Here is a 24116-nt window from a genome sequence, read left to right on the forward strand (position 1 = left end):
TTTTTCAACTCATGCCCGCCGCACGCAAAAAAAACCTGCCGCCGGTTTCGGAGGAGGCGCTCGTATTGATCGCCTCCTGGTTCCGAACCCTGGCCGAACCCAGCCGTCTCAAAATCCTGCGCGCCCTGGAGGAGGGCGAGAAGAACATCACCGAACTCGTCGAGGCCACCGGCCTGACCCAGGCCAATGTCTCGCGCCATGTGCAGTCGCTGGTGGAGGCGGGCATGGTGGGCCGCCGCCGTGAGGGGCTGACCGCCATCTGCTTCATCGCCGACCCCAGCATCACCGAGCTGTGCGACAACGTCTGCACCAACCTGCTCAAGCGCCTCTCCCAGCAGATGAAGAAGCTGGGCGGAGCCTGAGACGGCGGCCTCGAACATCAACCCCATGATTCTGCGCACCCTGATGTGGACACTCATCACCCTCGCTGTCATCGCTGCCCTGTGGTTCTGGTATGAGGGGAGCTGGGACCGCCGGCTCTTCTCCGCCGCCCCAGGCTGCACCTGTGCCAATCTCAACGCCGGACAGGCCAATGCCTGGTTGCATGCGCATCCTGAGACGCAGGTGCTCGACGTGCGCTCCTCCGGCGAATATGCCGACGGCGCCCTGCCTGGAGCCGTGAACATCTCCATCGGCGATCCCGCCTTTGAGACGAAGACCGGTGCACTGGATAAAAGCAAACCCGTGCTCGTTTACTGTGCGGGCGGCTACCGCAGCCGCAAGGCAGTGGCCGTGCTCAAAGATCTCGGCTTCCGCAACATCCAGCACATCCACCGCGGCTACATGTCGTGGAAACCCGATGCCCAACCATGAAACACCTGCTTCTACCACTGCTCCTGATCTCCTCAGCCGCCTTTGCCACCGAACCGGAGGTCATTCCCATTCAGGTGCGCGAAAACCTGCGCATCGTCTATCAGGTCACCGATGACGTGGCGCACGACGGCGTGAACAAGGGCCTCTTCTACGCCCGCAAACTCATCAACACCTACGACAAGCAGGGCATCGCCGCCGGTCAGGTGCATCTGCACCTCGTCTATCACGGCACCGGCATCGCCGCCGTGGTGAATGACGCGGCGCGCAAGCGCCTCGGCGTGGATGCGCCCAATCCCAATGCCGACATCCTCGCCGAGCTGATCCGGCGCGGCGTGCAGATCGAGCTGTGTGAAAACACCATGCAGCAGAAAGGCGTGAAACCCACCGAGCTGATGCCCGGCGTGAAGCTCGTGGTGGGCGCCTTCCCTCGGCTCATCGACCTGCAGCTGCAGGGCTTTGCGTACATCAAGTTTGAGTAGATGCATCCGAGCCAGCGTGCCGTGCGCGTGAACACGCCTGCCCTGCGTAACTCCCGGCATCCCCACCGCAAGATCGGCCCAGCATTGCACCGCGACGTCCGAACGCCCGTCCGGCATCTTGGGGTGACATGAAGCCGGCCACCACCACGGCCAGCTCCCCCCTCAACCACAGGAACCAGCACCATGAACATCACCGCCGCCGAACACGCCAAGGACCAACTGGACCACGCCGGATGGAAAGCCGACCACACCGCCTGGGCCGCCGACCACGAGGAGGCCGCCGCCATCCTCAAACGCGTGCGGGAGGAGCTCGCTCTGCACAAGGAGCGCATCCGCGCGCACGAGGTGGAGATAGCCGCACATGAACGCGAGATCGCCGCCCACGAAAAAGCCGGCGGCGCCTCCAACCCCGCCCACCGCCACGCCGAGGCGGACCACGCGCAGCAGAAGCATGCGCACGAGGCCGCCAAGGCGCGCCACGAGCGGATCATGCAGGCGCTGCATGCCCTCGATGCCGCGTTGATGTGAGCTGAGCCTCCCCTCCGCCATCATTGCCGTGGAAGATCGCACAGGCTATGAGCGATCTCCCGCATCCGCCTTTTCCAGCCCTATGACGAAACGCCACCTCCTGCTCCCGCTCTTCGCCGCCGTCTCATTCGCCTTCGCGCAGGACGCGAGTGTGAAGCCTGGCATCAACGACAAGTTTCTCGACCCCAACCTCAAGGTGGGCGAATGGACGCAGAAGTTTGAAACCGAAAGCCGCGAGATCTTCCACCAGCGCGAGAAGATCGTGGCGGCGGTGGGGCTGAAGCCCGGCATGGCCATGGCCGACATCGGCGCGGGCACGGGGCTCTTCACCCTGCCCTTTTCGCAGGCGGTCGGGCCCAAGGGGCATGTCTATGCGGTGGACATCGCCAAAAACTTCCTTTCCCACATCCAGGCCCGCGCTCTGCAGGCGCATGCGTCCAACGTGACCACCGTGCAGTGCACGCCCCGCAGCGTGGAGCTGCCGGAGGCGAGCATCGACCTCGCCTTCATCTGCGACGTTTATCACCACTTTGAGTACCCACAGGCCAGCCTCGCCAGCCTGCACAAGGCGCTGAAGCCCGGCGGCGAGCTGGTGCTCATCGACTTCAAGCGCATCCCCGGCGTGAGCAGCGACTTCGTCATGGGCCACGTGCGTGCAGGCCAGGAGGTCTTTGAAGCCGAGGTCACCGCCGCCGGCTTCGAAAAGATCGGCGAGGTGAAGGACGTGCTGAAGGAGAACTACTTCGTGCGGTTCAAGAGGAAGTGAGGCGTCACCCCTGCCGCGCCCACGCCAGCAGTCTTTCCGCAGGCTGGAAACCAGAAGTCTGAGCCGCGAGGCGGCCGCTCTTCACCAAAGCAAAGGCGGGGATGCCCTGCACCCGGAACTGGCGCGCGATGTCCTGATGCTCGTCGGTGTTTACTTTGGCGAAGACCGCCGTGCCAGCGGCCATGGCGGCTGCTTTGGCAAACTCCGGCGCCATCATCTGGCAGGGGCCGCACCAGGGGGCCCAAAAGTCGATGACCACCGGCAGCGTGCTGCCTGAAACCAGCGCGGAAAAGCTGGCTGGGCTTTCGATCTCCACAGGCGCGGAGATGTGAGGCAGGCCCGTCTTGCACGAGCCGCAGCGGCCCTGCTGTGCAATTTTGGCGTAAACGATGCGATTGGCGGTGCCGCAGGCCGGGCAGGGCAAAATGATGCCGCGTTCGTCGGCGGTCAGGTGAGAGCTCATAAATGACAAGAAAGGGAGAACATTAATTATTGTATATACGCATACACGCATATAGATGGAATGCAACTCAACCCTTCCACAACTTCATGAGCAGACACCTTCTCATCCTCGGCGGCGGCACCGCCGGCACCATCATGGCCAACAGCCTGCGCAGGCGCCTGCCCGCGCAGGAGTGGAGCATCACGGTCGTGGACCGTTCGGACAAGCATTTCTACCAGCCCGGACTGCTCTTTCTGCCCTTCGGCCAGTATGAGGAGAGAGACATCATCCGCGAGACCCGCGACTTCATCCCGCAGGGCGTGGACTTCATTCAGGCGGAGGTGGAGCAGATGGTGCCGGAGGAGCGTGCGGTGAAGCTCAAGGACGGGCGCAGCCTGCGCTATGACCTGCTCATTGTGGCCACCGGCTGCCGCACCGCCCCCGAAGAGACGTCCGGCATGCTGGGCCCCAAATGGCACGTGAACGTGCACGACTTCTACACGCTGGACGGCGCACGCGCCCTGCGCGACTTTTTGCAGAGATTTGAGGGCGGGCGCGTGGTGGTGCACATCAATGAGATGCCCATCAAATGCCCTGTGGCACCGCTGGAGTTCACGTTTCTGGCGGACACCTTTTTCCGCGAACGCGGTATTCGTGACAAGGTCACGCTCACCTACGTCACACCGCTGTCCGGCGCCTTCACCAAGCCCAAGGCGTCCAAGAAGCTGGGCCACCTGCTGGGAGACAAGGGCGTGGAGCTGGTGACAGATTTCGTCGCGGAGAAGATCGACCAGGAAAACAACAAGCTCGTGTGCTTTGACGGCCGTGAAGTGCCCTATGAACTCCTGGTCACCATTCCCACCAACATGGGCGACGAGGCCGTGCGCCGCTCCGCCCTCGGAGACGACCTCGATTTCATCGCCACGAACAAGCACACGCTGCAGTCCATCGAGTACAAGGACGTGTTCGTCATCGGCGATGCCACGAACCTCCCGGCATCGAAGGCGGGATCGGTGGCGCACTTTGAAAGCGAAACGCTGGTAGACAACATCCTGCGCTACATCGCCGGAGAGCCGCTCAAGGAGGAGTTTGACGGGCACTCCAACTGCTTCATCGAGTCCGGCAACGGCAAAGCGCTGCTGATTGACTTCAACTACGAGTACGAGCCGCACGAAGGCCCTTTTCCCTTCGCCTTCGGCCCCATGCGCCTGCTGGAGGAGAGCCGCATCAACCACTGGGGCAAGCTGGCCTTCCGCCACATCTACTGGAACGTGCTGCTGCGCGCCTGGCCGCTGCCGGGCATCAGCCGGCAGAAAAAGAAACCCGTCGAACCTTGAAAATCACCCCGTACAACGATCATGAAAAAGAACATCGCAGGAACTGAAGTGGACGTGAACGAGGAGGGCTACCTCACCGACATGTCCCAATGGAACGAAGCCATCGCCGCCGCCATCGCAGCGGAGGAAGGCGTGGGAGCGCTCACAGACGCGCACATGAAAGTGGTGCGCTACCTGCGCGAGCAGCAGGCCAAGGGCGCCGCGCTGACCATCCGCGGCATGGGCAAGAGCGGCGTGGTGACCACGAAGGAACTCTATGATCTTTTTCCCGGCGGCCCGCTGAAGAAGTCCTCCAAGATTGCCGGCATCCCCAAACCCGTCGGCTGCATTTAATCAACTCTCAATCTCTTCGCGTATGAACACTCCTGACGACAAACAACCGGTGAAGAAGATCTGCATCATCGTGAGCCGCGGCTCGCTGGATGGCATCTACCCGGCGCTGATCATGGCCAATGGCGCGCGCATGGAGGGCATCGAGGCCTCCCTGTTCTTCACCTTCTTCGGCCTGAACGGCCTGGCCAACAAGACGCTGGACCACATGAAGGTCTCCACCGTGGGCAATGCCGCGCTGAACATGGCCATGCCCATGCTCGGCCTGCCGATGACGATGCCCTTCCCCACGATGCTCGGCGCGATTCCCGGCGTCTCCGCGTTTGCCACGCATCTCATGAACAAAGAAATGGAGAAGCTGGACATCCCGCCCGTGCGCGAATTCCTGGAGCTCATCTCCGACTCCGGCGGCAAGATCTTCGCCTGCAAACTGGCCATGGACATGTTCAAGCTCAAGAAGGAAGACCTGATGGACCGCGTGGACGGCGTGCTGACCGTGGGCCAGTTTTATGAGGAGGGTGCCGGAGCGGGCACGCATATCTTGTTTACATGAGGGAATGGAAGTGCTCGGGAGCGACCATGCGGGGCGTTATGTCGGCCCCTCACCCAGCCTCTCCCCGACCCTACCCAGGAGTATCGCCGCTTTGGGCGGGGAGAGGGGATTCGCGCTAGACTGCTCCTACACAGTGCAGGGTACCCAGCGTATTTCCCCTCTCCCCGTCGAGGATTAGTTCTGCCCGGCATGCCTGCGGGGAGAGGCAGGGTGAGGGGTCACGCAGCACTGCCGAACCCCCACCCCTCAGCCCACGATGCGCAAAAGCCCCCTTGACTCCCACTCTTCCTCTTCGATGCAGTTCCTCCATGCCCACGCGCTTGGAGATCATTCGTCATGAAATCACCGAAGAACGCCTGCCCATCATCGAATTTGCGCGCAAGCTCCGCCAGGATGCCACAGATCCAGAAGCTCTAGTGTGGGGATGCCTGCGTGGCCGTCGGATGAACCAACGCAAGTTCCGTCGTCAACATCCGGTGCCGCCCTATGTGCTCGACTTCTACTGCGCCGATTTGAAGCTTGCGGTCGAACTGGATGGCGGTCAGCACAACTCCGATGAAGGCAGGCAGCACGACAAGGCACGAGACGCCTATTTGCAATCTCTGGGCATCGAGACACTGCGGTTTACGAATGATGACGTCATGCGGCACACCGACAGCGTCATGAGCGTGATCTGGAAGAAAACGGTAAAACACCCGCCAGACTCGCCTTCGGAGGCATGATGGCAGGCGAGCTGGGCGTTACGCATGCCAACGGAAACATTCCTCTGAGTTACGCAGCAGGGCGTCGTAGGAGACCCCTCACCCGACCTCTCCCCGACCTCGTTCTGGAGTATCTCCGTTTTGGGCGGGGAGAGGGGATTCGCGCTGGGTCATGCTGCGCTTTGAACCGCTCTGCAGCTGTGGCAAGAGCTCACCGTATTTCCCCTCTCCCCGTCGAGGATTAGTTCTGCCCGGCACGCCTGCGGGGAACCATAGCGCAGCGGAGATAGACGAAGTCAAAGGCCGGGTGAGGGACCAGACCGTGTTTCCGCTCCGGCTCAGCAGCCCTCACCACTGCAGGCTGGAGACGTCCGCGCGCTCCGCATTCCGGCTCTCTTTGACAATGTGGCCGTCGGAGAGGTGCAGCACGCGATCGGCCATGGCGGACATGGCGGCGTTGTGGGTGATGACCACGGTGAGAGTGCCGAGCTCGCGGTTGATGCGCTCGATGGCCTCCAGCACGGTGATGCCGGTGGTCACGTCCAGCGCGCCGGTGGGTTCGTCGCACAGGAGGACTTCGGGTTTTTTGGCGATGGCGCGGGCGATGGCCACGCGCTGCTGCTCGCCGCCGCTGAGCTGGGAGGGGAAGTGATCCAGCCGGTGGCTCAGGCCCACGCGGTCCAGCGCGTCCTCGGGCTTCATGGGGTCCGGGGCGATCTCGGTGATGAGGGCCACGTTTTCCCGCGCGGTGAGGCTGGGGATGAGGTTGTAAAACTGAAAAACGAAGCCCACGCAGTTGCGGCGAAACTGCGTCAGCGTGCGCTCGCCACCGCCGGAGAGGTCCCAGCCTTTGTAGCGCAGGGTGCCTGAGGTGGGGATGTCCAGGCCGCCGAGGATGTTCAGCAGTGTGGACTTGCCACTGCCCGAGGCGCCCAGCAGCACGGCGAGCTCCCCGGAATGGAAATCCAAGTCCACCCCCTGCAGCGCCACGACATTGAGATCGCCCGTGTGGTAAACTTTGCTCAGACCCCGGGCGGCAAAGATCGGCGGTCCGCCACCCGCAGGCGTCTGGCGGGCGGGCTGGGGGCTGGTCAGTGTGGAGCTCGGCATGCCCTACTTTTGCATGGCGGAAGGGATTGTGCCAACATGATGATCGGTGGTTGCGTCCGGCGCTCATCGCGCAAGAATGACCGATGCCCATTTTGGTCAGCGACGACGCCCCCGACATTCACACGGCGAGGGTCAAACTCCCTCCCCGTGAACGCTCCGGCGGACGCACGCTCGTCCTTGGGGACATCCACGGCTGCTCGACGGCGCTGGATCTCATGCTTCAGGAGCTGGCGCCCCGGCGCGACGACGTGATTGTGACGCTGGGAGACTACATTGACCGCGGGCCTGACACGCGCGGCGTGCTGCACCGGCTGCTGGAGCTGGAGCAGAGCTCCCACCTCATCCCGCTGATCGGGAATCATGAAATTCTCATGCTCGACGCCCGCAGCAACCTGGTGGACCCGGGCTCATGGTACAGCGTCGGCGGCAGGCAGACCATGCAGTCCTACGGCTGCATGGATGCGCCGGACTGGAACGCCATCCCGCAGGAGCACTGGGATTTCCTGAGCCAGCGCCTGCGCCGCTGGCATGCCAACGACACCCACATCTTCGCCCATGCGAATGTGAACGCCATGCTGCCCATGCCGGATCAGAGTGACGACTGGCTGTTCTGGCGGCGCTTTGATGACTCCCATCCGCATTTCTCCGGCAAGACACTGATCTGCGGCCACACCGCGCAGAAAAACGGACTGCCCCGCATCCTGCCCGGCCGCATCTGCCTCGACACCTGGGTTTATGGAGATGGGTGGCTCACCGCGCTGGACATAGGCGCGGGAACCCTGGTGCAGACGAACCAGCGTGGCGAGGCACGGCGCTACAGTTTCGAAGAGGTGCGCATGCTCACCGAAAAAGAGTGATCCCCCTGCCATGACACGCGCGCGCTGGCTTCTTTCTGCTGCATCGCTCTTCGCGCTCTGGCTGGCTGGCGCGCTGGTCTTGCTGCCACGCCTGCAGCGGGATCTGGAGACCGCCGCGCGGGAAACGCTCTCGCGGCAGCCCGCCCTGAACGAACGGCTGGGCGGGCTGCAGCTCGCCTTTGACGGCCTGCAGGCACGCCTCACGGGCAGTGTGCGCACCGCCCAGGACCGCAGCACCCTGGAGGCCGCCGTGCAGGATCTGGTGCGCGCCCCCGCACCTCTCACCGGCGGCCTGGCGCGGCGTCTCAATCCTGTGAGCAGCGTGCGCAATGAAGTGGAGGTGATCCCCTTCCCGCCGGGCTGGATGCTGCTGGCCGCCCAGGGGGGGCGTGCCCGCCTGCTGGGCACCGCCGCCGATGACTATGAAGCGCGCGACCTCGCACGCAGCGTGCAGGAAAGCTGGAGCATGCAGGGAGGCATGACCGAGGGCACGCCGGGCACGGATGCCGGCCGCCACGATGAAGCCGCCAGCGTCTCCGCCACCCTGCGCACGCTGCCGGCTCCGCAGCCCAGCGTGCAGGCCTGGCTGGTCCGCATCGGCCAGGGGTGGAAGGAGCTTTCCCTGAGCAGGCCTGACTCAGAGCTGCGCTCCGAAGCAAATGCACTGGGGGTCAGCGAAACGGAATGGCGGCAGCAGGTGCTGCCCGCCCTGCACGAGCTGCGCAGCAAGCAACTGCGGCAGCAGCTAGCGCAGGCCGAGAGTGAGCGCCAGGCCCGGCTGCCTCCAGGCTACCTCTTTCTGGCCGTGCGTGATGAGCAGATCATCCTCCGCGGGGAGGTGGGCAGCGCGGCCATGAAGGAGGAGATTCTACAGGAGGCGCTCACCGCCTTTGCCCCGCACCGCCTGCATGATGAAATCCGCGTCAGCACACAGCGCCGGCCCAGCGGAGATTTTGGGCCTCTCACCACGGCTCTCCTGCCCGAGGCGGACCAGACCGGTGGCGGCAAGTCATGCCACCTCAGCCTCAGCGACGATGCCTGGAAGCCGGTGGACTGGCAGATCGCTCCGCGTGAGCAGGCGTGGAAACAAACCCTGCCCGCAGGCCTCGATGCCCGGCCACTGCAGCAGGACGCCACCCTGCTGAGCCACTGGCTGGAAGGGGACGACTCCCACGCGCCCGCTCCACTCCTGCCCATGGACGCGCCTTTCCTGGCCCTGGCCCTGTTTGGGGAAAAGGCCATTGCCTCGGGGCAGGTCGCCGAGGAGGCGGTGCGCGCCCAGTTCGTGGCAGCCGTGCGTCTGGCCTACGGCCCGCGGCTCGTGGTGCTCAGTGACGACGTGCATGTGCGTGGAAACTGCGCGCCTTCCAGCAACAACATCCTGAACACCCTCAAAAGCCTGCCGCCCGCGCCGACCACGAGAAGCCCCGTCGTCTTTGCCATCGCGAAACCGGGTGGCACCTGGATGCTCCTTCCAGTGACGAGCCAGCTCCTCGAAGCCGGTGGTCTGGCCAGGTCCGGCCTTCTGCCCGCCGGCATTCCCGCCGCCGCGGTGGAGGATGTGGCCGCCGAATCCATCGAGCAGCTTCGCCTGCGCCCAGCCCCTCCCGCCTTCCGCTGATGTCTTCCTTCCTCTGGCTTCTGCTTTATCTCGCCCCCTTGCTCGGCATCACCGCCGCCCTCTTCGCATGGTTTGGCTGGCGGTGGCGCGGGAGTGATTTGCAGAAGCGCATCGATGAGCTGGCCGCGCAGATGAACGGCGCCCAGGCCGCGCTGCGCCAGGCGGAGGCCGGGCACGCCGCCGCGCTCGCGCTCAGCAAGGCCGCGCCCCCGCCCGAGATGCCCGCCGCTCCTGACGTGAAAGCAGAGGAACTTCAGATGCTGCGGGATGAACTGAAAGCCGCCCAGACTACGGCGCACCTGCGCCAGGACGAAGCCGCCAAAGCCCATGAAGCCGCGCGCGCTCTGGAAACAGAAATGACCCGCCTGCTGGCAGATCTGGATGAACTCCGCGCGGCGCGCAGTGCCGCCGAGGCAGAGCTGGCCAGCCTGCGCAGCGCGCCACCAGCCGCGGAGGTTGCCGGGCCTCCAGCAGCCCCCGCCGAAACCACCAAGGGCAAACGCAAACGCAGCCCCACGGTGAAGCTCAAGGCCCCCGCGTCCGAAATCCCCGCCACGCTGCGCGGAAAAATCGCCGTGCTGGAAAGCCAGCTCTCCGCCCACCAGGCGGGTCTCGCCACCCTGACGCAGGAGCGGGACGACTGGCAGCGGCGCATCAGCAAGCTGGAGGAGAAATCTCCGCCAGACCCCGCCGGCCTGGGCCTGGCCCGCCGCAGTCTGGCGGACAGTGAAAAACGCCTGCTCACCGCCACGACGGAGATCGAGCGGCTGCAGAATCAAACCCGCGTGCTGCACCGCGTGGAGGAGGCTGCCGCCACGATTTCCATCGCGCCCGATGATGATCTCACGCAGATCAAGGGCATCAAAAAAGTCATCAGCGAGCAGCTCCGCGCGCACGGCATCCGCACCTGGCGGCAGATTGCCCTCTGGGACGAGGCCGAGCGGCGCGCCTTCAGCGAGCTGCTGGCTTTTAAAAACCGCGCCGCCCGCGAGCAATGGCAGGAGCAGGCCCGAGCGCTGCATGAAGCCGCCCATGGTCCCCTGCCCTGATTTCCTCCGCCGCATGTCCCCCGCTTTCCGTTTTTGCTTTCTGCTGCTCCCCCTCTCCCTCGCCTCCTGCGTCAGCACCGGCACACCTGCCGAGCGCCAGGAAAAAGCCCGCCGCCTGAGCCATGATCTCCAGCAGCTCGCCCCCACGGTGAGCGCCCAGGAAGCCGACCGTTTTGCGGTCACAGCCATCGAAGAAACCGCCAAACTCTCCGGCGACTTCAAGCCCTTTGTCCATCCGTGGATGAACAACGGCCTCGTGAACATGGGCATGCGCAAGCGCGGTCTCTGCTATCAATGGCGGGATGATCTGTTTCCGCACCTGTTCCGCCTGAACCTCAAGACCATGGACCTGCACCTCACCGCCTCGAAGCGCGGCACCTGGCAGGAGCATCATGGCATCATCGTCACGGCCAAGGGCCAGCGCTTTGAAGACGGCATGGTGATCGACCCCTGGCGCCATGGCGGCCGTCTCTGGTGGGGCCTGCTGAAGAAAGACAAGGGGCACCCCTGGAAGCCGCTGCCCTGGAAGCTCACGCCCATGGTGCTGCGCCCGCTGCTGATGCCCGACCTCTATCCCACGCGGCGGTAAAACGCGGCCGACCGCCGCGGACCATCTGCCTCACCAAGCGCAGCCGCGCACATCACACCCGCATCTTGGAAGTGGCCACGGCGTAAGCACGCGAGACGAAATTCCAGTTCACCACGTTCCACCATGCGTCGATGTATTTCCGGCGGTCGTTGCGATACTTCAGGTAGTAGGAGTGCTCCCAAAGGTCCAGGCAGAGGATGAAGCGGCCCTGCTGCTCCGGACTGACAAAATCCTTCATCATGGGGTTGTCCTCGTTCTTCGTCGTGGTGACGACCAGCCTGCCATCCGTGCGATAAACCACGAACGCCCAGCCCGAGCCAAAGTGCTTCATGGCGGCGTCCGTGAAAGCCGCCTTAAACTCCGCGATGCCGCCAAATTCGCGCATGATCGCGTCCGCCACCCTCCCCTCCGGCCCCGCTGGGCCGCTGCCGGGTGGCGTCAGGTAGCGCCAGAATGCGGTGTGATTGACATGGGCCCCGGCATACATGCGGAGGGCCTGCTGATTTTCGGCGGACAGGGTCTCAGGGGGCCCTCCCATGCGCACCACGCTCCTGCGCGGATTCGATGGCAGCACCAGGCTGCGAATGTTTGGCAGCAGGGCCGAGACATTGCCCACGCTCAGATTCAGAGGGTGCAGCGTGGCCACCAGATTGTCGAGAATCTCCGCATGGTGTCTGTTGTAGTGGAGCCGCAAGGTGGCCGCGTCGAGGTGCGGCTCCAGGGCGTCAAAATCAAACGGCAGAGGCTCCTGCCGCATTGGAATCCCCAGAGGTGCGACCAATTCCTCGGCTGCCACCACTGCACTTGTCACGGCTGCACAACCTGTCGAAATAAAAGCGCGGCGGTTCAGAGTGGTCTTGCTCATGTCGGGCTAAAGAAATACGTCATTACCAGCCACGAAGGCAAGCAAGAATCACGCCCAGTCGATTTGACGACTTCATGGCCTGCCCTTTTTCGCTGATGACGGCGGATTCACTTTAATACCAGCGGCTGCCATCACAAAATTCTGAAATCTATCCTTAGGCTTCCCGCTGTCAGGCACCAGTACATTTTGCACCAAATACACCGTGACGATCTTACTCTGGGGCTCGATGCAGCCGTTCGTGGCAAAAGCACCGCCGTGGCCAAAGCTGCCGGCGGGCATCTGCGAGTTCACGCGCTGCGTGTCGGTGTTCACCTGCCAGCCGCAGGCGTAGTTGAGCGTTTTTCCCCCGGCGGTCACGGGCGTGGTCATGTCCTGGACCGATTTTTCGCTGATGACGCGTACGCCGTCCAGCTCGCCGCCATTGGCGACCATCGCGTAAAAGCGCCCCATGTCCGCCGCCGTGGAAAAGAGGCCGCCGGAAGGCTCCACCATGTGTGTCACGCTGGCGTCGCTGGTCACAAAGGGGTTGTAGCCCGGCACCAGTTCATGCGTTTCGTCATCCATCTTGTACGTGCGGGCAATGCGAGCGCGGTGGGCATCGTCGGGATTGAACATTGTGTCCTTCATGCCCAGCGGCGCGAAGATCTTCGCCTGCAAAAACGCGTCATACTTCATGCCGGACGCGAGCTCGATGATGCGGCCCGCCACCGTGGGCCCGAAGCCATACTCGTACGAGCTGCCCGGCTGAAAGGCCAGCGGGGTCTTCAGCAGCGAGGCCACGTAGGCCTTCAGAGAGATGGCGCCATCCGATGGCGCACGGCGCGGGAAAGCGATGCCGGCCGTGTGGCTGAGCAGCATGCGCAGCGTGATGGGCTTCTCCGGTGCGCTGCCATCGGCCAGCTTCATTTTGCCCAGCTCCGGCAGCCACTGTAAGGCAGGCGCGTCCAGCGAGAGTTTCCCCTCATCCACCAGCACCATCACGGCGGTGGCGTTGATGGATTTGGTCATGGAGGCGATCCAAAACAACGCATCTTTCTCCATCGTCCGGCCTTTGGCCACATCCGCCATGCCGGCGGCGTCGTGATGCACCACTTTGCCATTTTCCATCACCAGCGTGACGATGCCCGCGGCCTGCTTTGCCTTCACCGCCTCCTCCATGGCGGGATGGATGGCGGCGAGCTGTGCCTGATCGAGCGCGGGCAGCAGCGAGGGGAAAAAGAGGAGGGCGGAACAGAGGGTGCGTACGATGACGGGATTCATCGTGACACAACGCCACGCCGGCGTCTGATCTAACGACGTCTGCGCACGCCCAGGAGAAAGAGCGCACCGCACAGGATGAGCACGGTGCCCGCGGGCTCGGGCACGACGGCAAAGTTATTGGCCAGGACGTCGTTGGCCACGTTGTAGCCGATGATCTGGCCATCGGCGACGGAGGTCTGGAACTGAGTGCCGCCATACACACCGCTCATGGCGGCCTCGGTCGCCGCCTGGCTGAAGCTGGTGAAGTTGCGCGTGAGGTCGATGCTGCCATCGCCATTGATGTCGCTGCCCAGGCTGAAGGAGACGCTGTCTCCCAGATAAGAGGCCAGCACGGTGGCGGCGGCCTCGCTGATGGTGGCGTTCAGAGACACGTATTCAGGCAGCGAGGGGGAGGTGATGAGCGGTGCCCAGGAGACGTCCACATTCGTGCTGGCATTGCCGTCGATGTCGCCATTCGCGATCGCTGTCTCCGGCCGCCAGAACTGCTGGTCATAGGTGGTGGCCATGGCGGTGGTGCTGGCATCGGCCATCGCCACATTCAGCGTGGCCAGCAGGCGCGCGGTGTCCGCGGTGCTCAGGCCGGCATTGGTGGCCACCGTCTGGGCGATCTGATTCCACATGCCCGTCATTTTCACCGTGCCGTCTCCCGCAGCCCAGAAGTAGGCCTGATTCGTCTGGTCCGAGGTGCGCGTGAGGCTGAAGGCGGAGCCGAGATCCTTCACCTGATTGTAGTCCGCCGCATACTGGGACGACTGCAGATACGAAGTCACGGAGCCGCCCGGCAGCGTGGTCATATAAGCCCCCGTGCCAGCGATGGCAAAGGTGCCCACGTTTCCCCAGCCCGGCAGCAGCGCGCCGGCGGCGGAGGTCTGCTGCCAGTAGCCGATGGTGCCCACCGGTGTGTAGGGCGTGCTGGCGGCATCGGCGGAGCCGTCCGTGGCGCGGGCGCTCAGCAGGTTGTTCGCAATGGTGACGCCCCAGGCGATTCCGTCCGTCTTGGCCTGGCTGTCTGCAATGCCGCTGAGCTGGGTGTTGTAGAGCGTGGTGAAGCTGCTGCTGGAGCCCGAGTAGAGGTTCTGCATCACGGTGTTTGCCGCGGCGATCATGGCCGCCTGGTAGTCCGCCCCCGCAGGCCCCGCACCGGGAGCCGGGTAGGCCCCGTAGCCGTAGGTGGCGTAGGTGCCCTCGATGCTCTGGTCCGCATTGTACATGGACACCTGCAGGATCGCCAGATCATGCGCCACCACGGGGGAATCCGTGCCCGTCATGGCCGTCAGCGCCAAGGCATTCCAGTCTGAAACAATGTCCCCACGCGCCCCTGTGGCCGCGACAAGCAGCAGGGCGACACTCCCGAAAAAGCCGGAAATCTGGGGCGGAAAACGCAACATCGTCTGATAAAACATCTAAGTTTATTATAATTTTCATAGATAACCAACCACTTTCTCGCCTTTTCCTCTGTGCGTCCGCCGTCCTTCTTCCCCCCTCCCCCCAGCGCCGCCCTGCCCCACGACCATCGCGCCCCCTCCCCCAACAACCGCAAACCATCGCCAACCACCGCAAACAACCGCCAACTCCCTCTTCTCCCCTTGACCTTCGCCCCGCCACCCCGACAATCACGCCCACATATCATCACGACAGGGGCGTCCCGCCGCAGGGACTGAGACAGGCCTTCCTCGGCCCGAACCCTCCGAACCTGATGCGGGTCATGCCGCCGAAGGGAGTTCGCTCGGAGGTTCATCTCGGTTTCTTCAGGTTTGTCCCAACTTGAAACTTTAAACCTGAAACTCAAAACTTCCCCCATGATCGCCGACCCCACGTCCTCCTTCGAGCCCCATTCCTCCGACCAGCTCCCCGCCTCCACCCGCGTCTATGTCCAAGGCGAGATCCACAAGGACGTGCAGGTGCCCATGCGTGAGATCACCCTCTCCCCCACCAAGGCCTTCAACGGCCGCATCGAGGAAAACGCCGCCGTGCGCGTGTATGACACCTCCGGCCCCTGGGGCGACCCCGCCTACAAAGGCACCGTGGAAGAAGGCCTCCCTGCCCTGCGCAAAAACTGGATCCTCGCCCGCAATGACGTGGAAGCCTACGAAGGCCGCGCCATCGAGCCCCGCGACAACGGCTACCTGACCGCCAACCACGCCGAATACGCCGCCGCCAAGCGCGAAGGCATTCTCAGCCCCCTCAAGGCCCCCATCAATGCCCAGCGCCAGCCGCTCAAGGCCAAGGCGGGCAAGGTGGTGACGCAGCTCGCGTATGCACGTGCGGGCATCATCACGCCGGAGATGGAATTCATCGCCATCCGCGAAAACATGAAGCGCGCGAAGATCGCCGACTTCACCACGGACATCGTGCGCAATGATCTGGACAAGCAGCACGTGGGCTCCTCCCAGGTGCAGAACGAGTACACGCCGGGAATCTTCAAGCGCTTCCCCCAGCGCATCCCGAACGAGATCACCGCTGAGTTTGTGCGCAGCGAGGTGGCCGCAGGCCGCGCCATCATCCCCGCCAACATCAACCACCCCGAACTGGAGCCGATGATCATCGGCCGCAATTTCCTGGTGAAGATCAATGCCAACATCGGCAACAGCGCCGTGGCTTCCAGCATCGAGGAAGAGGTGGAGAAAATGCGCTGGGCCACCAAGTGGGGCGGCGACACCGTGATGGACCTTTCCACCGGCAAGAACATCCACGCCACGCGCGAGTGGATCCTGCGCAACAGCCCCGTGCCCATCGGCACCGTGCCGATTTATCAGGCCCTGGAAAAGGTGAACGGCAAGGCCGAGGACCTCACCTGGGAGCTCTTCCGCGACACGCTCATCGAGCAGGCGGAGCAGGGCGTCGATTACTTCACCATCCACGCCGGTGTGCTGCTGCGCTTTGTGCCCATGACGGCCTCCCGCATGACCGGCATCGTCTCCCGCGGCGGCTCCATCATGGCCAAGTGGTGCCTGGCCCACCACAAGGAAAACTTCCTCTACACCCACTGGGACGACATCTGCGCCATCATGGCCGCCTACGATGTGAGCTTCTCCATCGGCGACGGTCTGCGCCCCGGCTCCATCGCGGACGCCAATGACAAGGCGCAGTTTGGCGAACTCGAAGTGCAGGGCGAGCTGACCAAGCGCGCCTGGGCCAAGGGCGTGCAGGTCATGAACGAAGGCCCCGGCCACGTGCCCATGCACATGATCGAAGAGAACATGGCCAAGCAGCTCGAGTGGTGCCACGAGGCCCCCTTCTACACCCTCGGGCCCCTCACCACCGACATCGGCTGCGCCATGCTCTGCTACGTGACGCCGAAGGAACACCTCGGCCTGCCCAACAAGGAAGACGTCAAAGCCGGCGTCATCACGTACAAGCTCGCCGCCCACGCCGCCGACCTCGCCAAAGGCCACCCCGGCGCGCAGTACCGCGACAACGCCCTCAGCAAAGCCCGCTTCGAGTTCCGCTGGGAAGACCAGTTCAATCTCAGCCTCGACCCCGTCACCGCCCGCTCCTTCCACGACGAAACCCTCCCCCAGGACGGAGCCAAGAGCGCCCACTTCTGCTCCATGTGCGGCCCCCACTTCTGCAGCATGAAGATCACTGAGGACGTCCGCAAATACGCCGCGGAGCAGGCAATTAGCGAAGAGGAAGCGCTCGCCAAGGGGATGGCGGAGAAGAGCAAGGAGTTTGTGGAGGCGGGAGCGGAGGTGTATGCTAGCGCCTAAACTTTCTCATTTTATCAAACAATAACCCGCTCATTTGTGTCCACGCTCTGTTGCTATTTCAAATCTATCGAGTTGACCAACATCAAGGCATTTGGTGAACCTGCCCAACTCCTTGAGTTCACGAATGCTGCTGGTCAATTGTCGCAGTGGAACCTCCTTTTAGGAGATAATGGAGTAGGCAAAACCACAATTCTTCAATGCTTGGCGGAAATGTCTGCCGATCTCACTAGTCCCTTTGCTCCCCCGCCTTCACCCGAGTCCAAAGGGACTAAATCTCACGCCCCTCGCGTTCTAAGATACCTCGCAAAACATACAGCAGCACTTCCCGCATATGGTCGAGTAGGAAGTAAGAATTCACAGATTAGAGTCAGTTTTTGTTCCGGTTGCGATCTTGGCACTATTCCAACAAAAAAGAATTCCAAAAAAAGTGGCGACACCTTTTTGGAACTTCACAACGGAAACTTCTCTTCATGCCAATTAATCTTTGACGATTATTCGTCATTACAGCCTTGCGGGTATGGCGCATTTCGGAGATTTGGAACCACAAAGTTAGGAGCAGAATTGAATCCTGATTCTTGCGCGACCCTTTTTGAAGACAATGAACCTCTTATTAACGTGGAAGAGTGGCTTCTTCGATCTGATTACGCTGCCACCAAAAGCAAAGACTCAAGAGCACAACAAAGGCTTGAGCATATTCGTCGATTGCTCACAGAATTTCTTCCCGATGTAAAAAGCATAAGAATAAAGGCGAGCGGAGCGGATATTCCGACCCCAGAAGCTAACACTCAGGATGGCTGGGTCCCTGTAAAATCATTGAGTACAGGATACAGAGCCACGATGGCATGGGTCACCGACTTTGCTGCCCGCATGCTAGACCGCTATCCAAATAGTGAAAACCCTTTTGCCGAACCTGCGGTAGTTTTGGTTGATCAAATTGATACTCACCTGCATCCAAAGTGGCAACGGCAATTGATACAAGACTTATCCAAAGCATTTCCGGCAACACAGTTTATTGTAACTGCACACAGTCCTCTAATGGTCTTGGCAATGCCAGACGCAAATATAGTCGTTTTACGAAGAGACAATGAGGGGGTCAAGATCACCCGTAACGCTGATGATGTTCGAGGATGGAGATTAGATCAAATTATTGCTAGCGGTCTATTCGAAGAACAGCCTTCAAGAGATTCAGTTAGCCATGATATGCTGGAGGAGAGGAGAATTTTGCTGAGCAAATCAACTCTTTCCAAGGAAGCTAAGACTAGGCTAAACGCGTTAAACGCATGGGCCGCCACGATCCCGACCGCAGACGACCCAGATGACATTCGAGCATTGGACATCATTCGACGAGCAGCCGAAAAAATCAAAATTGAAAACAAATGATCTGGTTAGACAGGTTAAGCGCTTCAGTTCCTCCTACGCTCAATGTCAAAGGAAAAGCCGCCACAATTACACTAAAACGCCAATACTCAAACGGCGTCACGGAGTTTGTTTTTGACAACAAAATTTACGGAGCTGCTGATGTACGCAAGGCATTGCGTAAAATTCATCTCGGCAAGTGTGCGTTTTGCGAGAGTTTACTTCCACAAACAACAGCCGGACATGTGGAGCACTTCCGTCCGAAGGGTGAAGTTCAACAAGGTATTTCTGAACCTTTGTTAAAACCTGGTTATTACTGGCTTGCCTATGAATGGTCCAATCTTTTACTTGCTTGCGAGTGGTGCAACTCGCGAGCAAAGCGACGGTTATTTCCTCTAGAGCAACCAACAAAGCGAGCTAGAAGCCACCGAGCTAGGCTTACAAATGAAAAACCGTTATTATTAGATCCAACGCGAACGGACCCAAAGAAGCATATCGAATTTGTAAATGAGGTCGTTAGAGAGAAAAAAAAATCTATTCTGGGAAAAAAGAGTATCGAGGTCTATAGACTGGACGACGATGGGCTGACAGAGGTCCGCCGAACCAAACTTGCTTTATTCCGAGCTTTGCGAGATTTAGCAAAATTCGTTACTCCCATGCCTGAAGTTCAAGAGGCGCTGCGGGAAGTACGCCTTTGGCAACGGCGAATCAAAAGTGGTAAAGCCGAATATTCGGCCATGTTGAGAGCAAATTTGTAACTTCTCAGCAAAGCCAGATAATCACTTTTAGGCAGCCCCTACAAATTCACAATGCTTTCGCATTTCATCCTCCCCATGAACCTCTGCTTCCTCACCCAGGCCAGCCTTCTCACCGCCTCTACCTTCGCCGCTGATGCGCCGAAGCTGCCTGCCATTCCCGCAGAGCCGACGGGGAAGAAGAAGGAGCTGCTGTTCTCCGATGACTTCGAGCGCGCGGAGCTGGGCAAGGACAAGGGATGGGCCATTGGGGTGCCGACGTTTTCGGTGGAGAATGGCACGAGGACTCGCTCCGCACTGCGGAGACAATTCACCTTTCCCGAAGCCGTCTGACCGCGCTACTCTGTGGGAGCCATGCCCGCCAAGCCCAAGCCTCGCACGCTCGCTCCCAAACCCGCCGCCCCTGCCACGCCGCTGCTTGCGGATCTGCGCGATCTCATCCTCACGGCCCGCGAAGCCGTTGCCCGGACCGTCAATGCCGGTCTGACGCTGCTCTATTGGGAGATCGGCACTCGCATTCGCCGGGACATTCTCCAAGAGAAACGCGCAGGCTACGGGGACGAGATTTTGCAGTCACTGTCTGCAAAATTGGAAGCGGAGTTTGGCCGTGGGTTTGGCGAGCGGAACCTAGCGCGGATGGTGAAGTGTGCAGAGACTTTCCCCGATCCGAACATTTTGACCGCACTGCGGACAAAATTGGGCTGGACGCATTTCCGTCAGATCATCTACCTCGACGACCCGCTTCAACGCGACTTCTACGCCGAGATGTGCCGCATGGAAAACTGGAGCACGCGGACGCTGGAGCAGAAGATCAAGAGCATGCTCTACGAGCGCACGGCGATCTCCAAGAAGCCGGACAAGCTCATCAAGCAGGAGCTCGCCGCCCTGCGCAGCGAGGACAAGCTCACGCCCGACCTCGTCTTTCGCGATCCCTACATCCTCGACTTCCTCGGGCTGAAGGACACCTATGCCGAGAAGGATGTGGAGGCGGCGATCTTGCGCGAGGTGGAGAGCTTCATCCTCGAACTCGGCATCGGCTTCGCCTTTCTGGAGCGGCAGAAGCGAATGCAGATTGATTCCAAGGACTACTATCTCGATCTTTTGTTCTACCACCGGAAACTGAAGCGGCTGGTGGCGATTGACCTGAAACTTGGCGATTTTGAGGCGGCGGACAAAGGGCAGATGGAGCTGTATCTCGGCTGGCTGAAAAGCCACGCCCGCGAGCCGGGCGAAGAAGCACCGCTGGGCATGATCCTCTGCGCGGGCAAGAACGATGAGCACGTCGAGCTGCTCGAACTCGCCAGCAGCGGCATCCACGTGGCGACTTACTGGACCCAACTGCTGCCGAAGAAACAGCTCGAACGAAAGCTCCACCAAGCCGTCGTCCGCGCCCGGCAGCGGCTCACTTTGAGCGATGGCAAAGCCGCGAAGAAGACGACCCGCAAGACTCAATAAGCTGACAAACCATCGCGCACCACCCGTTCCCTCTCCCCATGAACCTCCGCTTCCTCACCCTGGCCAGCCTTCTCACCGTCTCCTCCTTCGCCGCTGATGCACCGAAGCTGCCTGCCGTTGCCGCTGCCAAAGAGAAGCAGATGAGCGGCGAGCTTCGCAAGCCCGCAGAGCCGACGGCGAAGAAGAAGGAGCTGCTTTTCTCCGATGACTTCGAGCGCACCGAACTGGGCAAGGACAAGGGCTGGGCCATTGTGGTGCCGACGTTTTCGGTGGAGAACGGGGCGCTGAAGGGCACTCAGATGCGCTTTGATGCACCGGCGAAGGATGGCAAGCCGCCCGTGAAGGGGCACCAGGCCGTGATCGGCAATGACATCCCGACGAAGGACAGCGTGATCGAGTTCCGCTTCCGGCTGGGCGGAGCGCAGTCGGTGACGGCGGAGTTTGACGACCGCGAGTGCAACTAACAAATCCAGAGGGAGGCCTACGGAAGACACGGAACAAACGGAAAATCCGACAAACGGCATCAATCCATTGCTCCACCTTTGGCGTGGGCTGTCTGGAAGAATTCTTTCAGTGTATTCTGTGTGTTCCGTAGGCCATCTCCCCCCTTCCGTAGGCCGTCCCTTCCCTTTTTCCCCCTCAGCCTCGATCCCCAGGCCTGGCACAGCTTCACCCTCGAAACCGTGGGCGATACGATGCGCGCCTCCATCGACGGCAAGGCCGTGGCTTTTCTTCAGTCTCCCGGCATCGCCCACGCGACGAAGTCGAAGGTGGAGTTTGGCTGCATGGGCAAGGATGGGTTCTTTGATGACCTCAAGATCTGGAGTGCGGAGCCGGCGAAGTAGGGGCAGAGCTCCACCTCTAAAATCAACCATCCTCGATCTGGGGGCTGTGGGCGATGAACAGGCAGGGATCACCCGCCCTTCATCACGCAACAGGCCGCGCATTGGCACGAGTCGCGGTGCCTGGATATTCGCAGGCCTTCGCGTTCAAGAAACCTTAACCAACTGCGGCTTGCATACGGAAACCATCCCCGTTTCCATAGGTTACTGATTCATAACCACCTGCATGACTTGCGCTTGTGCGGCGTCTGTTCCATGCATCTTAAGAAGCCACAACCATGAATGGACCACCGCCATCGCCACCTCCGTCTGAATACTTTTTCGAACGGTATCCCTGGAACAACAGGTGGGTGCTGTTTTGCATCGCGCTGCTGGTGGCCTGCAGCGACTTCTTGGCGGGCCCCATTGTCTTCTTCCCCTTCATGTTTGTGATTCCCGTGGCGCTGATGGCCTGGAACTGCGGCCTGCGCACGGCCCTGTGGCTGGCGACCATCCTGTGCGTCATCCGCTTCTGCATCCAGTATGCCTGGGGCATTCCCTACACACTGCCCGTGGCCATCGTCAATGCCGTCCTGCGTCTCGCCATCCTGTATCTCATCACCTTTCTATGCGGCAAGCTGTCTGAGCAGACCCAGGCGCTGCGCGCCCGCGTCCGCACGCTGGAGGGGCTGCTGCCGACGTGCTCCTACTGCAAAGACATCCGCGACGAAAATGGCGAATGGCAGCAGATTGAAGACTACGTGGCCTCACGATCGGAGGCGCGGTTCACCCACGGCATCTGCCCGAAATGCGTGACCAAACATTTCAGCGCCGTCATCAACCGGGAGCTGGAGAGGCAAAACGCGGACGCCGGTCATTGAGCGGAGGCTTTGAGAACGCAAAGCCGGAGGTGCCGTGGCGACGCGGCGGAGCCTGACTATTAATCAAGTTTGAAGGTCAGAGGCGTACTGGCGGTGGCCTCTACATGCTTTTCGGGGTACCCCGCGCCGTCCGTCACTTGTCTTTGTCTCGATCATCTTTGAGTCATTTGTCAGGAATGAGTGTCACATCCACCTCCTGCTCCCACACACTCATCCACCAACCCTCATGAAACGCGCTCTCTCCCTACTTGCTCTGACCGGTCTCGTCGTCTCTCTCTCCGCCTGTGCCGTACCACCGCGGATCCAGTGGGTACACACGGGCAGAGTGCTGCCGCCCTCTCCCGGCGTGATCGCTCCGCTGTACGTGATCAATGGCGTGGCGCTGCAGCAGTACAGCCCCAAGCTCTACACGCCTTTCGTTTACGATCACCGCGGCCTGGACGACAACACCTTCTATCACGCCCAGGCCATTCGCCACTCCGCGCCGAGAGGGTCGGTGTATGTGGGGCCTTTGACGGTGCAGGCTACCGGGAAGCCGAGCCCCCCGCCTCTATACGAGGTTCGTCGGGCCACCCCCGTGACCCATTGACATGAGGTCCCACCCGGGTGGAAAAAGAGCGAAGTAGCAGCGGTCGCAGGGCTGGGACCTGGCTTTGTCCATGATCCTTGCGTTCTCCTCGCGCCTCTGCCTTGACGCACGTTTGTGACGATTCCGCCGCAAACGTGCAGGCAGCGCCCACTTCCACCAGGAAGCACGCACTTGCTCCAAATCCATGTCCCATTTTTTGCAGCCGTTCGAGGTGTCGATGTGGCCGCATTGCAGACATCCTTGCAGCCAAAGGCGGCTCAGCCGGACAGGCACCTTGCGAAGACCGCGTCGCGAATAAAGCCATTCGTGCTCCCATTCTGCCAGATAAATCTCTCCGCAGGCAGGACAGCGCAGCAGCCCAAAGGAGACGTATTTGCAGGCGGCACAGCCACGCTCATATCTTACGCGGGTCTCGATACGCCGTTTTGAAAGCCAGTAACTCATGCCAGACTCCGGTACCATGCCATGGCCGGAAAGGATGAGCCAGTGGATTTGCGCCGCTCACCAGCACCGCCTGCCACGCGCCTGAAAAGATCTCGCCCATCCGCGTGGCTCTTCACTCCCGATGGTCTGGAAACCCTCATCTCCAACCCTTCATGAGCACCACGACGACTGACACCCAGAACGACAACCTCCGCATGTATGTGAACGACACGGCCGCGATGGCCAAGCACATCGAGGGAGCCTTTGACCAGCAGCGGCAGGACGATGACGTGCGCAGCCACCCGGCGGTGCGGGCGCTCATCGAGGGCATGCACCTGACCCTGGCTGCGCAGCGCACCGCGATGGAGCGCCATGCCGAGGAGCTGGGCGGCGGCGTGGGAGCCGCCGTGAAGGAGGCCGTGACGACCTTGACCGGCGCGCTGGCCGGACTGTATGGCAAGGTGCGCAAGCACCCGCTCTCGCGCATCCTGCGGGACAACTACACCGCCATCTCCCTGGCCTGCGTGGCCTATGAGATGCTGCACACCACCGCCCTGGCCACCGGCCAGAAGTCCCTGGCCGACACCGCCGTGCGCCACCTCAAGGAACTGACACCCCTGATCATGGGCGTCACGAAAATCATCCCCGAAGTGGTGGTGCAGGAGCTGGCAAAGGACGATCCCCGCATCGACACCTCCGTGGCGAAGCAGGCGCTGGAAAACACACTGAACGCGTGGTGCTCTGACTCGAAGGAGTGAGAGGTCGCAGAGGAAGATCCCTTCTCATGTGGCGACGACGCACGAGGCAGTCCGTTTTTTAACCGCTG

The 24116-nt window shown here is 61.5% G+C and carries 28 protein-coding genes and 1 riboswitch; of the genes, 23 read left to right on the forward strand and 5 right to left on the reverse strand.

The window, feature by feature from the left end; genetic code table 11:
• Window positions 1–11: 11 nt before the first annotated feature.
• The 5 genes from ACILSQ_RS06800 (at window position 12) to ACILSQ_RS06820 (ending at window position 2586) form a co-directional block, all read left to right on the forward strand.
• Window positions 12–362 (forward strand): ArsR/SmtB family transcription factor, encoded by a 351-nt coding sequence (locus ACILSQ_RS06800; RefSeq protein WP_377163073.1) that lies wholly within the window; start codon window positions 12–14, stop codon window positions 360–362.
• Between the two features lie 25 nt (window positions 363–387).
• Window positions 388–813, forward strand: coding sequence for a rhodanese-like domain-containing protein (locus ACILSQ_RS06805; protein ID WP_395742836.1), 426 nt, complete (start codon window positions 388–390; stop codon window positions 811–813).
• Window positions 810–1292, forward strand: coding sequence for a DsrE family protein (locus ACILSQ_RS06810; protein ID WP_395742837.1), 483 nt, complete (start codon window positions 810–812; stop codon window positions 1290–1292). Before ACILSQ_RS06805 ends, ACILSQ_RS06810 begins: the two co-directional genes overlap by 4 nt.
• Window positions 1293–1475: 183 nt before the next feature.
• Entirely contained in the window at window positions 1476–1820 is a 345-nt protein-coding gene (locus ACILSQ_RS06815; protein WP_395742838.1) for a hypothetical protein, read from the forward strand.
• Window positions 1821–1902: 82 nt separating this feature from the next.
• Complete coding sequence (locus ACILSQ_RS06820) at window positions 1903–2586, forward strand: class I SAM-dependent methyltransferase (RefSeq protein ID WP_395742839.1); 684 nt, start codon at window positions 1903–1905, stop codon at window positions 2584–2586.
• A 4-nt stretch (window positions 2587–2590) separates the two neighbouring features.
• On the opposite strand, the gene ACILSQ_RS06825 is transcribed toward ACILSQ_RS06820, so the two are convergent.
• Window positions 2591–3049 carry a thioredoxin family protein gene (locus tag ACILSQ_RS06825; RefSeq protein ID WP_395742840.1) on the reverse strand — a complete coding sequence of 153 codons (459 nt, stop codon included), beginning with the start codon at window positions 3047–3049 and terminating at the stop codon, window positions 2591–2593.
• A gap of 86 nt (window positions 3050–3135) precedes the next feature.
• Between ACILSQ_RS06825 and ACILSQ_RS06830 the strand changes: the two genes are divergently transcribed.
• From ACILSQ_RS06830 to ACILSQ_RS06845, 4 genes are all read left to right on the forward strand, one after another.
• Complete coding sequence (locus ACILSQ_RS06830; protein WP_395742841.1) at window positions 3136–4365, forward strand: NAD(P)/FAD-dependent oxidoreductase; 1230 nt, start codon at window positions 3136–3138, stop codon at window positions 4363–4365.
• Between the two features lie 21 nt (window positions 4366–4386).
• Window positions 4387–4698, forward strand: a complete 312-nt coding sequence (locus ACILSQ_RS06835; RefSeq protein ID WP_395742842.1) for a TusE/DsrC/DsvC family sulfur relay protein — start codon at window positions 4387–4389, stop codon at window positions 4696–4698.
• A gap of 22 nt (window positions 4699–4720) precedes the next feature.
• Window positions 4721–5248 (forward strand): DsrE/DsrF/DrsH-like family protein, encoded by a 528-nt coding sequence (locus ACILSQ_RS06840; RefSeq protein WP_395742843.1) that lies wholly within the window; start codon window positions 4721–4723, stop codon window positions 5246–5248.
• A gap of 308 nt (window positions 5249–5556) precedes the next feature.
• A complete protein-coding gene (locus tag ACILSQ_RS06845) occupies window positions 5557–5970 on the forward strand; it encodes an endonuclease domain-containing protein (RefSeq protein ID WP_395742844.1) in 414 nt (137 codons plus the stop codon).
• A 327-nt stretch (window positions 5971–6297) separates the two neighbouring features.
• Here the strand turns inward: ACILSQ_RS06845 and ACILSQ_RS06850 are convergent, their stop codons facing one another.
• Complete coding sequence (locus tag ACILSQ_RS06850) at window positions 6298–7059, reverse strand: ABC transporter ATP-binding protein (RefSeq protein ID WP_395742845.1); 762 nt, start codon at window positions 7057–7059, stop codon at window positions 6298–6300.
• Between the two features lie 83 nt (window positions 7060–7142).
• Here ACILSQ_RS06850 and ACILSQ_RS06855 point away from each other — a divergent pair, with 83 nt between their 5' ends.
• Genes ACILSQ_RS06855 through ACILSQ_RS06870 form a run of 4 tightly spaced genes read left to right on the forward strand, consistent with a single transcriptional unit; the run spans window position 7143 to window position 11175 of the window.
• Entirely contained in the window at window positions 7143–7916 is a 774-nt protein-coding gene (locus ACILSQ_RS06855) for a metallophosphoesterase (protein WP_395742846.1), read from the forward strand.
• Window positions 7917–7926: 10 nt separating this feature from the next.
• A complete protein-coding gene (locus ACILSQ_RS06860; protein WP_395742847.1) occupies window positions 7927–9537 on the forward strand; it encodes a hypothetical protein in 1611 nt (536 codons plus the stop codon).
• Entirely contained in the window at window positions 9537–10586 is a 1050-nt protein-coding gene (locus tag ACILSQ_RS06865; protein ID WP_395742848.1) for a hypothetical protein, read from the forward strand. The genes ACILSQ_RS06860 and ACILSQ_RS06865 overlap by 1 nt, the downstream gene beginning before the upstream one ends.
• 13 nt (window positions 10587–10599) lie before the next feature.
• Entirely contained in the window at window positions 10600–11175 is a 576-nt protein-coding gene (locus tag ACILSQ_RS06870) for a hypothetical protein (RefSeq protein ID WP_395742849.1), read from the forward strand.
• A gap of 52 nt (window positions 11176–11227) precedes the next feature.
• Here ACILSQ_RS06870 and ACILSQ_RS06875 read toward each other — a convergent pair whose 3' ends face one another.
• The 3 genes from ACILSQ_RS06875 to ACILSQ_RS06885 all read right to left on the reverse strand — a co-directional run bounded on the left by ACILSQ_RS06875 (window position 11228) and on the right by ACILSQ_RS06885 (window position 14688).
• Window positions 11228–12040, reverse strand: coding sequence for a superoxide dismutase (locus tag ACILSQ_RS06875; protein WP_395742850.1), 813 nt, complete (start codon window positions 12038–12040; stop codon window positions 11228–11230).
• A 72-nt stretch (window positions 12041–12112) separates the two neighbouring features.
• Window positions 12113–13300: a serine hydrolase domain-containing protein gene (locus tag ACILSQ_RS06880; RefSeq protein WP_395742851.1), complete on the reverse strand. Its 1188-nt coding sequence runs from the start codon at window positions 13298–13300 to the stop codon at window positions 12113–12115.
• A 29-nt stretch (window positions 13301–13329) separates the two neighbouring features.
• Window positions 13330–14688 carry a vanadium-dependent haloperoxidase gene (locus tag ACILSQ_RS06885; protein ID WP_395742852.1) on the reverse strand — a complete coding sequence of 453 codons (1359 nt, stop codon included), beginning with the start codon at window positions 14686–14688 and terminating at the stop codon, window positions 13330–13332.
• 238 nt (window positions 14689–14926) lie between these two features.
• Window positions 14927–15038, forward strand: a riboswitch (TPP riboswitch).
• Between the two features lie 61 nt (window positions 15039–15099).
• Between ACILSQ_RS06885 and thiC the strand changes: the two genes are divergently transcribed.
• The 10 genes from thiC to ACILSQ_RS06935 all read left to right on the forward strand — a co-directional run bounded on the left by thiC (window position 15100) and on the right by ACILSQ_RS06935 (window position 24048).
• Entirely contained in the window at window positions 15100–17010 is a 1911-nt protein-coding gene (gene thiC, locus ACILSQ_RS06890) for a phosphomethylpyrimidine synthase ThiC (protein ID WP_395742853.1), read from the forward strand.
• 36 nt (window positions 17011–17046) lie between these two features.
• Window positions 17047–18390: an AAA family ATPase gene (locus tag ACILSQ_RS06895; RefSeq protein ID WP_395742854.1), complete on the forward strand. Its 1344-nt coding sequence runs from the start codon at window positions 17047–17049 to the stop codon at window positions 18388–18390.
• Window positions 18387–19124 carry a hypothetical protein gene (locus ACILSQ_RS06900; RefSeq protein ID WP_395742855.1) on the forward strand — a complete coding sequence of 246 codons (738 nt, stop codon included), beginning with the start codon at window positions 18387–18389 and terminating at the stop codon, window positions 19122–19124. The genes ACILSQ_RS06895 and ACILSQ_RS06900 overlap by 4 nt, the downstream gene beginning before the upstream one ends.
• A 75-nt stretch (window positions 19125–19199) precedes the next feature.
• A complete protein-coding gene (locus ACILSQ_RS06905; protein WP_395742856.1) occupies window positions 19200–19454 on the forward strand; it encodes a hypothetical protein in 255 nt (84 codons plus the stop codon).
• Between the two features lie 21 nt (window positions 19455–19475).
• A complete protein-coding gene (locus ACILSQ_RS06910) occupies window positions 19476–20576 on the forward strand; it encodes a YhcG family protein (protein WP_395742857.1) in 1101 nt (366 codons plus the stop codon).
• Between the two features lie 38 nt (window positions 20577–20614).
• A complete protein-coding gene (locus ACILSQ_RS06915) occupies window positions 20615–21040 on the forward strand; it encodes a hypothetical protein (protein WP_395742858.1) in 426 nt (141 codons plus the stop codon).
• Window positions 21041–21271: 231 nt separating this feature from the next.
• The gene (locus tag ACILSQ_RS06920) at window positions 21272–21421 is read left to right on the forward strand and encodes a hypothetical protein (protein WP_395742859.1); all 150 of its coding nucleotides are present in this window, start codon (window positions 21272–21274) and stop codon (window positions 21419–21421) included.
• Between the two features lie 275 nt (window positions 21422–21696).
• Entirely contained in the window at window positions 21697–22278 is a 582-nt protein-coding gene (locus ACILSQ_RS06925) for a hypothetical protein (protein WP_395742860.1), read from the forward strand.
• A gap of 226 nt (window positions 22279–22504) precedes the next feature.
• The gene (locus ACILSQ_RS06930; RefSeq protein ID WP_395742861.1) at window positions 22505–22867 is read left to right on the forward strand and encodes a hypothetical protein; all 363 of its coding nucleotides are present in this window, start codon (window positions 22505–22507) and stop codon (window positions 22865–22867) included.
• 596 nt (window positions 22868–23463) lie between these two features.
• The gene (locus tag ACILSQ_RS06935; RefSeq protein WP_395742862.1) at window positions 23464–24048 is read left to right on the forward strand and encodes a hypothetical protein; all 585 of its coding nucleotides are present in this window, start codon (window positions 23464–23466) and stop codon (window positions 24046–24048) included.
• Window positions 24049–24116 lie beyond the last annotated feature (68 nt).

Source organism: Prosthecobacter sp., from assembly GCF_044227185.1.
Taxonomy (GTDB): domain Bacteria; phylum Verrucomicrobiota; class Verrucomicrobiia; order Verrucomicrobiales; family Verrucomicrobiaceae; genus Prosthecobacter.

Coding starts and splice junctions, on each gene's coding strand:
- ACILSQ_RS06880 (WP_395742851.1), bottom strand. CDS start 13,300: ATGAATCCCGTCATCGTACGCACCCTCTGTTCCGCCCTCCTCTTTTTC.
- ACILSQ_RS06910 (WP_395742857.1), top strand. CDS start 19,476: ATGCCCGCCAAGCCCAAGCCTCGCACGCTCGCTCCCAAACCCGCCGCC.
- ACILSQ_RS06930 (WP_395742861.1), top strand. CDS start 22,505: ATGAAACGCGCTCTCTCCCTACTTGCTCTGACCGGTCTCGTCGTCTCT.
- ACILSQ_RS06870 (WP_395742849.1), top strand. CDS start 10,600: ATGTCCCCCGCTTTCCGTTTTTGCTTTCTGCTGCTCCCCCTCTCCCTC.
- ACILSQ_RS06840 (WP_395742843.1), top strand. CDS start 4,721: ATGAACACTCCTGACGACAAACAACCGGTGAAGAAGATCTGCATCATC.
- ACILSQ_RS06835 (WP_395742842.1), top strand. CDS start 4,387: ATGAAAAAGAACATCGCAGGAACTGAAGTGGACGTGAACGAGGAGGGC.
- ACILSQ_RS06850 (WP_395742845.1), bottom strand. CDS start 7,059: ATGCCGAGCTCCACACTGACCAGCCCCCAGCCCGCCCGCCAGACGCCT.
- ACILSQ_RS06935 (WP_395742862.1), top strand. CDS start 23,464: ATGAGCACCACGACGACTGACACCCAGAACGACAACCTCCGCATGTAT.
- ACILSQ_RS06810 (WP_395742837.1), top strand. CDS start 810: ATGAAACACCTGCTTCTACCACTGCTCCTGATCTCCTCAGCCGCCTTT.
- ACILSQ_RS06865 (WP_395742848.1), top strand. CDS start 9,537: ATGTCTTCCTTCCTCTGGCTTCTGCTTTATCTCGCCCCCTTGCTCGGC.
- ACILSQ_RS06900 (WP_395742855.1), top strand. CDS start 18,387: ATGATCTGGTTAGACAGGTTAAGCGCTTCAGTTCCTCCTACGCTCAAT.
- ACILSQ_RS06820 (WP_395742839.1), top strand. CDS start 1,903: ATGACGAAACGCCACCTCCTGCTCCCGCTCTTCGCCGCCGTCTCATTC.
- ACILSQ_RS06925 (WP_395742860.1), top strand. CDS start 21,697: ATGAATGGACCACCGCCATCGCCACCTCCGTCTGAATACTTTTTCGAA.
- ACILSQ_RS06800 (WP_377163073.1), top strand. CDS start 12: ATGCCCGCCGCACGCAAAAAAAACCTGCCGCCGGTTTCGGAGGAGGCG.
- ACILSQ_RS06860 (WP_395742847.1), top strand. CDS start 7,927: ATGACACGCGCGCGCTGGCTTCTTTCTGCTGCATCGCTCTTCGCGCTC.
- ACILSQ_RS06885 (WP_395742852.1), bottom strand. CDS start 14,688: ATGTTGCGTTTTCCGCCCCAGATTTCCGGCTTTTTCGGGAGTGTCGCC.
- ACILSQ_RS06825 (WP_395742840.1), bottom strand. CDS start 3,049: ATGAGCTCTCACCTGACCGCCGACGAACGCGGCATCATTTTGCCCTGC.
- ACILSQ_RS06920 (WP_395742859.1), top strand. CDS start 21,272: ATGCGCGCCTCCATCGACGGCAAGGCCGTGGCTTTTCTTCAGTCTCCC.
- thiC (WP_395742853.1), top strand. CDS start 15,100: ATGATCGCCGACCCCACGTCCTCCTTCGAGCCCCATTCCTCCGACCAG.
- ACILSQ_RS06830 (WP_395742841.1), top strand. CDS start 3,136: ATGAGCAGACACCTTCTCATCCTCGGCGGCGGCACCGCCGGCACCATC.
- ACILSQ_RS06875 (WP_395742850.1), bottom strand. CDS start 12,040: ATGAGCAAGACCACTCTGAACCGCCGCGCTTTTATTTCGACAGGTTGT.
- ACILSQ_RS06915 (WP_395742858.1), top strand. CDS start 20,615: ATGAACCTCCGCTTCCTCACCCTGGCCAGCCTTCTCACCGTCTCCTCC.
- ACILSQ_RS06805 (WP_395742836.1), top strand. CDS start 388: ATGATTCTGCGCACCCTGATGTGGACACTCATCACCCTCGCTGTCATC.
- ACILSQ_RS06855 (WP_395742846.1), top strand. CDS start 7,143: ATGCCCATTTTGGTCAGCGACGACGCCCCCGACATTCACACGGCGAGG.
- ACILSQ_RS06845 (WP_395742844.1), top strand. CDS start 5,557: ATGCCCACGCGCTTGGAGATCATTCGTCATGAAATCACCGAAGAACGC.
- ACILSQ_RS06815 (WP_395742838.1), top strand. CDS start 1,476: ATGAACATCACCGCCGCCGAACACGCCAAGGACCAACTGGACCACGCC.
- ACILSQ_RS06905 (WP_395742856.1), top strand. CDS start 19,200: ATGAACCTCTGCTTCCTCACCCAGGCCAGCCTTCTCACCGCCTCTACC.